Source organism: Pseudomonas sp. NPDC085632 (assembly GCF_044541255.1).
Taxonomy (GTDB): Bacteria; Pseudomonadota; Gammaproteobacteria; order Pseudomonadales; family Pseudomonadaceae; genus Aquipseudomonas.
Genome location: NZ_JBITSX010000035.1, coordinates 54,556 through 63,800 on the forward strand (window position 1 = coordinate 54,556; position 9,245 = coordinate 63,800).

Here is a 9,245-nt window from a genome sequence, read left to right on the forward strand (position 1 = left end):
TGCGACTTCAGTGGTGAACTTGGCTTGGCCAGGCCTCGCTATGCGTTGTTTCTGGGGACTGACCGAGTTGTCTGGGTGATGTACGCCGACTAGCGACTTCTGTGCTGATCTTCGCTTGGCCAAGCCTGAGATCACGCTGATCTTTCAGGTCGATGTAACTCGCAAGATCACTCGGTCAGTCCCCTCTCCCTCCGGGAGAGGGCTAGGGTGAGGGCAGGCTTTTGTCCGCTCGGCTGCGAACCCCTGACTTGCCGCCCGGTAAAAGGTAAACTTTGCGCCCTTCGCAGGAGCAGCCATGAATTATCGTCACGCCTTCCATGCCGGCAATCACGCCGATGTGTTCAAACACCTGACCTTGACCCGCCTCATCGCCCTGATGTCGCGCAAGGAGCAGCCGTTTGCCTATCTCGACACGCACGCCGGCATCGGTCTGTATGACTTGCAGGGTGATCAGGCCAATCGCACCGGCGAGTACCTGGAAGGCATCGCGCGCTTGTGGGATCAGCCGGATCTGCCGGCGCTGACCGCCGACTACATGAAGGTGCTGCACGAGATGAACCCGGATGGCCAGTTGCGCTATTACCCGGGTTCGCCGGAGCTGGCGCGGCGCCTGACCCGCCCGCAGGATCGGGTGATGCTCAACGAGAAGCACCCGGAAGACGGCGTGCTGCTCAAGGACAACATGGCCGGCGATCGTCGGGTCAAGGTTCACCTTGGCGAGGGTTGGCACGTGGCGCGGGCGATGTTGCCGGTGCAGGAGAAGCGTGCGGTGATGTTGATCGACCCGCCGTTCGAACAGCTTGATGAGATGCAGCGTTGCGCGGCGTCGTTGAAAGAGGCGATTGGCCGGATGCGTCAAACCGTGGGGGCGATCTGGTATCCGGTAAAGGATCAGCGCGCGTTGCGTCGGTTTTATCAGGATCTGGCCGGCACCGGCGCGCCGAAGTTGCTGCGTGTGGAACTGCTGGTGCATCCGCTGGATACGCCGAACAGCCTGAACGGTTCCGGCATGGCGATTGCCAATCCGCCGTGGGGGCTGGAGGAAGAATTGCGTGAGTTGCTGCCGTGGTTGTCGAAGAAGCTGGGGCAGACCCAGGGTGGCTGGCAGATGGATTGGCTGATTGCCGAGAGCTGATCAACGGCAAGATCAAAAGATCGCAGCCTGCGGCAGCTCCTACAGGGAAACGTATTCCAAAGTAGGAGCTGCCGAAGGCTGCGATCTTTTGCTTTATAGGGTCAATTACCCGCCAGACTCGGTGGCATGCACACGCCGGTGCCGCCAATCCCACAATAGCCTTCAGGATTCTTCGCCAGATACTGCTGGTGATACGCCTCGGCGAAGTACACGGTCGGCGCCTGTTCGATCTCGGTGCTGATTTCGCCCAGACCTGCCTTCGACAGCTCAGCCTGATAGGTCGCTTTGCTTTTCAGTGCAGCATCCAGATGCTCAGGTGAGGTCGCGTAGATCACCGAGCGGTACTGCGTGCCGATGTCGTTGCCCTGGCGCATGCCCTGCGTCGGGTTGTGCAGTTCCCAGAACATCGCCAACAACTCTTCGTAGCTGACTTTATCTTTGTCATACACCACCAGCACCACTTCGGCGTGGCCGGTCAGGCCCGAGCAGACTTCTTCGTAAGTCGGGTTCGGCGTGAAACCGCCGGCATAACCGACAACCGTGCTGACCACGCCCTCGCGCTGCCAGAAGCGGCGTTCGGCGCCCCAGAAGCAGCCCAGACCGAAGATCGCAAAATCGACGTCTTGGAAAAACGGGCCAAGCAGCGGGGTTTCTTCGAAGACGAAGTGCTTTTCAGGCAGGGTCATCGCGGTTTCGCGGCCGGGCAGAGCTTGTTCTTTAGTCGGGAGCACGTTTTTGTTCACCAGAATTTCCGAGCGCAGAACCATGATCGTTCCTCTCAGTCAGGTTGGATGTAAAAAGTCAGACCGCCAGTGTGCCCAATGATGCCCGATTTCGCACTATCCAATGTAGGAGCTGCCGAAGGCTGCGATCTTTTGATCTTGCCTTTAAAAAGCAAGGTCAAAAGATCGCAGCCTTCGGCAGCTCCTACAAGATATCTGGGGTGTTTCTAGAGGCAGAGCGGTCCGCGCGGGTAGCGCTTGAGGGCCTGGATCAGTTCGCTGCCCGGGATCGGCCGGTCGAACAGGTAGCCCTGGCCGACGTCGCAACGGTGCCGACGCAGAAACGCCAGTTGTTCGGCAGTCTCGATGCCTTCCGCCACGACCTTGAGTTTCAGGTTGTGGGCCATGGCGATCACCGCTGAGGTGATTTCCATGTCGTCCTGGTTGTCGGGGATTTCATGGATGAAGCTGCGATCGATCTTGATGATGTCGATCGGGAATTTCTTCAGATAGCTCAGCGACGAATAACCGGTGCCGAAGTCGTCCATGGCCAGCGTCAGGCCCAGGCGTTTGAGCTGGTCGAGTTGCAAGTGCGTGTCTTCGGTGGCTTCCAGCAGCAGGCCTTCGGTCAGTTCCAGTTCGAGCAGATAGGCCGGCAGCGCTTCTTCCTTGAGGATGTTGGCGATGGAGGCGACCAGATCCGGATCGGAGAATTGCTTGGGCGACAGGTTGATCGCCACTTGCAGATTGCCCATGCCGGCGGCGGTCAGTGCCTTGCTCATGCGGCACGCCTGGCGCGCAATCCACTTGCCGATCGGAATGATCAGGCCAGTCTCTTCGGCGACGCTGATGAACTGGTCCGGGCGAATCATGCCGCGTTCCGGGTGATTCCAGCGCAACAGTGCTTCCATGCCCAGCAGACGCCCGCTGCGCAGGCACAGCTTGGGCTGGTAGAACACGTCCAGCTCGTTCTGGGTCAGGGCGCGGCGCAGGTTGTTCTCGACGAACAGTTTGTAACTGGCCTCTGCGTTCAGCGCTTCGGTGAACACTTGCACCTGATGTTTGCCGTTGGCCTTGGCCTTGTGCAGCGCCAGACCGGCGTTGCGCATCAGGGTTTGCGGGTCGCGGCCGTGCAGCGGCGCGCAGGCAAGGCCGACCGAACCGGTGACGCTGATCAACTGATTGTCGACGAACATCGGTTTATCCAGCGTCGCCAACAATTGGTTGGCAATCTGCTGGCCGGTGGCAAGGTCGGTGTCGTCGAGCAGTACGGCAAACTCGTTACTGGCGAACCGCGCGAGGCTGCCGCTCGGACTCAAACTGTTGCGCAAGCGTCGGGCCAGGCTGATCAGCAGTTTGTCGCCAGTCTGGTGACCGAGGCTGTCGTTGATCCGCTTGAAGTTGTCGATGTCCACCAGCAGCAGGCTGATCGGGGTATCGCTATCGCGGGCGAAGCGTTCGTCCAGATTGCGGATAAACGCCGGGCGATTGCCGAGGTTGGTCAGGTTGTCGGTGTACGCCAGGCGCTCGATGCGCTGTTGCGCGAGCTTGGTCTGGGTGATGTCTTCGTAGATGCCGATGTAATGCGTCAGCTCGCGGTTGTCGCCGTAGACCTTGGAAATCGACAACTGGCCCCAGTACGGTTCGAGATTCTTGCGGCGGCTCTTGAATTCGCCCTGCCAACTGTTGCTCTTGGCCAGCGCGGAGGGCGCGTCGAACAGCAGTTCGCTGAGGTTTTCCAGCGCCGGCAGCTCGGACAGGCGCTGGCCGTGGACTTCCTCGGTGGTGTACTGGGTGATCGCGGTAAAACTTGGATTGACGTACTCGACCACGCCGTCGCAATTGACCAGCAAAAAGGCGTTGGCGCTTTGCTCGACCGCACGCTGGAACAAGTGCAGGGCGCTGGTGGCGGTGCGGCGGTTGTGGTTGTTGATGACTTGCGCGAACTGGTCGGCCAGTTCGCCGGCAAAGGCGATTTCGTCGGACTGCCAGGCGCGGGTGACGCCGGTCTGCTCCAGGCACAGCACGCCGACCACTTGGCCGTCGACGCGAATACTGGCGTCGAGCATGGCGTTGACGTCGCGCGGGCGCAGGGCTTCGGCCATTTCACGAGTGCGCGGATCGCGCATCGCATTGTGTGCATCAATGGCGCGGCTGCTGTGCAGAGCTTCCATGTAGTCGGGGAAACTGCTGATGTCGATCACGTCCGGGAGGATGTATTCCTGGGTCGCGCGGTGGTACGCGGAGATCGGCACCAGTTGCTGGTCTTCGAGGTTCCACAGGCTGGCGCAGTCGATTTCATAGATATCGCAGGCGCAGCGGGTGATCAGCTCGGCGGCTTCCTGCAGCGAGTTGTGCGTGCTGTAGCGCTGACGGGCGAGCAGCAGAATCAAGTCCTGTTGGGCGCGTACGCGTTCCAGGTGCTGCAGTTGTTCCTGCTGCGCCCGTTGGTTGAGTTCAAGGGCGATTTGCAGGCGCGAATTCTGCGTTTCGAGATCGACGGAGGGTGGCAGCGGCACTTCATCGAAGACGTGATCGACCGCCAGCAGATAGCCGCGCAGCAGGTGACGATTGTGTTGTTTGTAGGCTTCGCCCAGCTCAAGGATGTTCAGTGCACCGGCAGCCGTGTGCAGGGTGTAACGCACCAGGTAATGCGGGCTGGCGGTTAGCTGCGCCTGGATCGCGTCGTGCAGTTGATAACGCGCTTCCGGTTCCATCAGGCTCGCGTAGGGTGAGCCGACCAGTGCGCAAAGCTCGACGGCCGGCTGGCCGAACTGGCGTTCGCAGTTGGGATCGAGAAACAGCATGGCCCAACTGGCTTCATTCAAGCGCTCGAAACGCAGCATGCCGAGCCGCGAGGGCACAGGCAACTGCGTCACTACCTCGGCCGCCATACGGCTGGCGGCATCGGGTTGGCTCTTCATGAAGGGAACTCGCTTGGAAATATGCTGAACGCGCCGGGCTCTCGCCCTCTTTACTGTTGCCTGCGGCAAGGTTGCATCATTGCGGCACCGACTGACAAGAGACATGAAGGCCAAGTGCTATAAGAATATGTCGGCTGCGCTGAAGATTTCTCCAGCGTGCGCTAAAAAGTAATCCTGTTGAATTGAAAGACTGCCGTTCCAGAGCGGTTTGTGCCCCGCAACGGCGTCTTTTTGGCTGGCAATTCAACGCAGTGGGAGGGTGATCGATTGCAGGCGTTTGCCATCGCGGTCGTGGTAATTGACATGAATTTGCCCGGCCTCGACCACAAGATGAGCGAAATTGTCCTCACTCACCACCTTGCTGGTCAGTTCATGCCGGTAATCGCCCGCCGCCGTGCGCACCAGCGGCTGATCGAGAATGAACGTGGACGCTTTGGCATACGGCAGCAGTTTGCTGTTGCACAGCGGCGAGGACACCACGGTGTGGACTTCGAAGTCCGGGTCTTCGCTGTGGCTCAGGCGAGCGGTAAGCGAGCCATGTACGTCACCGGAAATGAACACGACATTCTTGATGCGCCGGGTGCGGATGGTTTCCAGCAGGCGCAGGCGCTGTTCGGGGAAGGCTTTCCAGGCGTCATCGCCGTGAAGTTTGCGATCCGGATAGAACATCACGCTGGTGACCACGAACTTGACCCGCGCCGTGCTGTTGCTCAGCCATTTGAGCAGGGCCTGTTCCTGTGCCTCGTCGAGGATGCGTCGATCATCGGCTGACAAGTGGCGGCGGGTGCGACTGTCAGTGACAAACCATTCGATATCGCCGTCGTTGAATTGATACCAGTAATGCTCAAGTGATGAGTGATCTATTTCACCGTTAGTTGTCAGTGGATGTACTGGGCTATGACTGGCCTGATACAAATCATATGCAGCCATGGCGTTACGGTATAAATCGCCGTCGGCCTTGCTGGCATTGGCGGGCCAGTTATCTTCAATTTCGTGATCATCAAGAATCATGTAAGTCGAAGTGCCGGACATCAGACGTTGAATATTCGGTTGGGAGAACGCGGCACGGTACTTGTTGAGGATATCTTTGTATTCGCGATCGGGTGCGATCAGATTCAAATCGTCGACGTAAATTTGGTCGCCGGTCATCATTACTGCGCTGATGGGTGGTTGTATGCCTTCGATCACCTGGTTGATGGACGCGAAGATCCGGTCGCCCAATTGCGGCAGGGAGGCGATGCCGGCAGTCATGCGCAGGTAGCGGCAGGAGCCGACGATATAGGCTCTGGGGTGCAAGGCTTTGCTGGAGCGGGTGCGCAGGCGGTAGATTTCTCGCGGCCATTGCAACGGCAACTCGGCAACGCTGTCCGGCGTATGCACCGGATTCATCGGGCTGAACCAGCCGGCCTGATACTCATATTCGGTGTCGATGCTCAAGTTGTTGAGGGCGAATACGTGCGACATATCGCGTAATTCGCTCAGCTGAGCGAAGTTACCTTTTGACCAATGTTGTGTGCCGGAAGCGCGGTAACGAATTCCGGCAAATACCAATGCATTGTTCTGCCGGTTGCCACGCATGAATATGCGCGCATGATGAGTTGTAACGTGGCCGACAATCGGGCCGATAGTTGGTTTTAACATGTCGAATCCATTCGAATTAACTTTAATTAACAGGTTTCTACTAAGTCTTCTTAGTTGAATTGGCTGCGCCTAGGTTAGTTGCGTATCGAATAAAAAAGATCGGTGCCAAGTCGACTGTGGTTGTGGCCGATGTCAGCGCGACATGTGGGAAAAAGACCTGAGGAGGGTTTCTTCAGGCAAAAAAAAGCCCCGCCAAACTGACGGGGTTGAGGTACGAGCGTGTGGCGCTCGAAAGGGTGCAGCAATCGGCCCGCCGTTGCCGGAGGGCCGATCGAGTTACAGCAGGATCGTGCGAATGTCCGCCAGCAGGCTGCCCAGACGCTGGGTGAAGCGTGCGGCAGCGGCGCCGTTGATCACACGGTGATCGTAGGACAACGACAGCGGCAGCATCAGTTTCGGCTGGAAGGCTTTGCCGTCCCAGACTGGCTGGATGGTTGCCTTGGAAACACCGAGGATCGCCACTTCCGGCGCGTTGACGATCGGCGTGAAGCCGGTGCCGCCAATGTGGCCGAGGCTGGAAATGGTGAAGCAGGCGCCTTGCATGTCGTCAGCGGTGAGCTTCTTGTCGCGGGCCTTGGCGGCCAGCGCAGCTGCCTCAGCCGCAAGCTGCAGAAGGCTCTTCTGGTCGACGTTCTTGATGACCGGTACCAACAGGCCATCCGGGGTGTCGACGGCGAAGCCGATGTTGACGTACTTCTTGCGGATGATCGCCTTGCCGCTTGGCGCCAGCGAACTGTTGAAGTCCGGCAGCTCCTTGAGCATGTGCGCGCACGACTTGAGCAGCAGCGGCAGGATGGTCAGCTTGACGCCGGCCTTCTCTGCAACGGCTTTCTGCGCCACGCGGAACGCTTCCAGCTCGGTGATATCAGCCGAATCGAACTGAGTCACGTGCGGGATGTTCAGCCAGCTGCGGTGCAGGCTCGACGCGCCGATCTGCATCAGGCGAGTCATCGGCACTTCTTCGATTTCGCCGAAACGGCTGAAGTCGACGACCGGAATCGGCGGGATGCCCGCGCCACCGGTTGCGCCAGCAGCAGCGGCCGGTGCTTCCTTGGCCTTCTGCATCATCGCTTTGACGTAAACCTGCACGTCTTCTTTCAAGATACGACCGTGCGGGCCGCTGGCGCCGACAGCGTTCAGCTCGACGCCGAACTCACGGGCCAGTTGACGCACGGCGGGGCCGGCGTGAACTTTCGCGCCCGGCTTGGCCGGTGCGGCGGCTGGAGCGGCAGCAGGTGCAGGTGCAGCGGCAGCCGGAGCAGCAGGCGCACTTGGTGCAGCGGCGGCAGCTGGAGCCGGGGCCGCAGCAGGCGCCGCGCCTTTGACTTTCAGCTTGAGGATCAGGTCGCCGGTACCGACTTCGTCATCCAGCTTGATGGAAACGCTTTCCACCACGCCAGCGGCAGGCGATGGGATTTCCATGCTCGCCTTGTCGGATTCCAGGGTGATCAGCGATTGGTCGGCTTCAACGGTATCGCCAGCCTTGACCAGTACTTCGATGATCTTGGCTTTGCCAGCCGAGCCGATGTCCGGAACGTGGATGTCTTGAACGCTGTCAGCAACCGGAGCTGCTGGCGCGGCTGCCGGAGCAGGCGCAGCGGCAGCGGCCGGAGCAGCAGCCTGAGCCGGAGCGGCCGCAGCAGGTGCCGCAGCACCCGCTACTTCCAGATCCAGAATCAGGTCGCCAGTGCCGACTTCGTCGTTGAGCTTGACGCTGATGGCTTTAACCACGCCAGCGGCAGGCGACGGGATTTCCATGCTCGCCTTGTCGGATTCCAGGGTGATCAGCGACTGATCAGCCTCGACTTTGTCGCCGACCTTGACCTGGATCTCGATGATCTGCGCCTTGCCCGAAGAACCGATGTCCGGCACGTGCACTTGCTGAACCGAAGCGGCAGCAGGGGCCGCGGCGGGTGCAGCGGCAGCAGGCGCGGCAGCCGGTTTGGCCTCCGCTTTTGCAGCCGGCGCAGCCGCCGGAGCAGGGGCCGCTTCAGCGGCGCCCTCGACTTCCAGCTCAAGCAGTTCGTCGCCTTCTTTCAGACGGTCGCCCAGCTTCACTTTCAGGCTCTTGATGACGCCGGCTTTCGGGGCCGGCACTTCCATGCTGGCCTTGTCCGATTCCAGGGTCAGGATGCTCTGGTCGGCTTCGATACGGTCGCCGACCTTCACAAACAGTTCAATTACTTCACCTTCACCGCTGCCGATGTCAGGTACGCGAATGAGTTCGCTCACAAAATGTCTCCTCAGCAGTCCAGTGGGTTGCGTTTTTCCGGGTCGATGCCGAACTTGGTAATGGCTTCAGCCACAACCTTAGGTTCGATATCACCACGGTCAGCCAGTGCTTCCAGGGCTGCCAACACCACGAAATGACGGTCAACTTCGAAGAAATGACGCAGTTTCTTGCGGCTGTCGCTGCGGCCGAAACCGTCGGTGCCCAGGACTTTGAATTCCTTGGACGGTACCCACTGACGGATCTGCTCGGCGAACAGTTTCATGTAGTCGGTAGAGGCGATGACCGGACCTTTACGGCCGTTCAGGCACTCTTCGACGTAGCTCAGCTTAGGCTTCTGGCCCGGCTTCAGACGGTTGCTGCGCTCTACAGCGAGGCCGTCGCGACGCAGTTCGTTGAAGCTGGTAACGCTCCACACGTCAGCGCCAACGTTGAACTCTTCACGCAGAATCTTCGCCGCTTCACGGACTTCACGCAGGATGGTGCCGGAGCCCATCAACTGTACGTGATGCGCCGCATCGCGGGTGTCTTCTTCGAGCAGGTACATGCCTTTCTGGATGCCTACTTCGGCACCGGCCGGCAGGGCTGGCTGC

6 protein-coding genes are annotated in these 9,245 nt (G+C 59.7%); 1 reads left to right on the forward strand and 5 read right to left on the reverse strand.

Annotation, left to right across the window (positions count from 1 at the left end):
* The first annotated feature begins 295 nt into the window (after positions 1-295).
* The gene (locus ACIF4X_RS20315) at positions 296-1,135 is read left to right on the forward strand and encodes a 23S rRNA (adenine(2030)-N(6))-methyltransferase RlmJ (RefSeq protein WP_397483482.1); all 840 of its coding nucleotides are present in this window, start codon (positions 296-298) and stop codon (positions 1,133-1,135) included.
* A 101-nt stretch (positions 1,136-1,236) separates the two neighbouring features.
* Here the strand turns inward: ACIF4X_RS20315 and msrA are convergent, their stop codons facing one another.
* The 5 genes from msrA to ACIF4X_RS20340 all read right to left on the reverse strand — a co-directional run.
* Complete coding sequence (gene msrA / locus ACIF4X_RS20320) at positions 1,237-1,902, reverse strand: peptide-methionine (S)-S-oxide reductase MsrA (RefSeq protein WP_095187387.1); 666 nt, start codon at positions 1,900-1,902, stop codon at positions 1,237-1,239.
* 182 nt (positions 1,903-2,084) lie between these two features.
* Positions 2,085-4,781, reverse strand: a complete 2,697-nt coding sequence (locus ACIF4X_RS20325) for a putative bifunctional diguanylate cyclase/phosphodiesterase (RefSeq protein ID WP_397483483.1) — start codon at positions 4,779-4,781, stop codon at positions 2,085-2,087.
* Between the two features lie 243 nt (positions 4,782-5,024).
* Entirely contained in the window at positions 5,025-6,422 is a 1,398-nt protein-coding gene (locus tag ACIF4X_RS20330; protein ID WP_397483484.1) for an alkaline phosphatase D family protein, read from the reverse strand.
* A 276-nt stretch (positions 6,423-6,698) separates the two neighbouring features.
* A complete protein-coding gene (gene aceF / locus ACIF4X_RS20335) occupies positions 6,699-8,654 on the reverse strand; it encodes a dihydrolipoyllysine-residue acetyltransferase (RefSeq protein WP_397483485.1) in 1,956 nt (651 codons plus the stop codon).
* Positions 8,655-8,665: 11 nt separating this feature from the next.
* Positions 8,666-9,245 (reverse strand): transketolase-like TK C-terminal-containing protein (locus tag ACIF4X_RS20340; protein ID WP_397483486.1); only part of this gene is annotated, 580 nt, incomplete at its 5' end.

Excerpts from the sequence above, each read along its gene's own strand:
- ACIF4X_RS20330 (WP_397483484.1), bottom strand. The coding sequence starts at position 6,422 with ATGTTAAAACCAACTATCGGCCCGATTGTCGGCCACGTTACAACTCAT.
- msrA (WP_095187387.1), bottom strand. The coding sequence starts at position 1,902 with ATGGTTCTGCGCTCGGAAATTCTGGTGAACAAAAACGTGCTCCCGACT.
- ACIF4X_RS20325 (WP_397483483.1), bottom strand. The coding sequence starts at position 4,781 with ATGAAGAGCCAACCCGATGCCGCCAGCCGTATGGCGGCCGAGGTAGTG.
- ACIF4X_RS20315 (WP_397483482.1), top strand. The coding sequence starts at position 296 with ATGAATTATCGTCACGCCTTCCATGCCGGCAATCACGCCGATGTGTTC.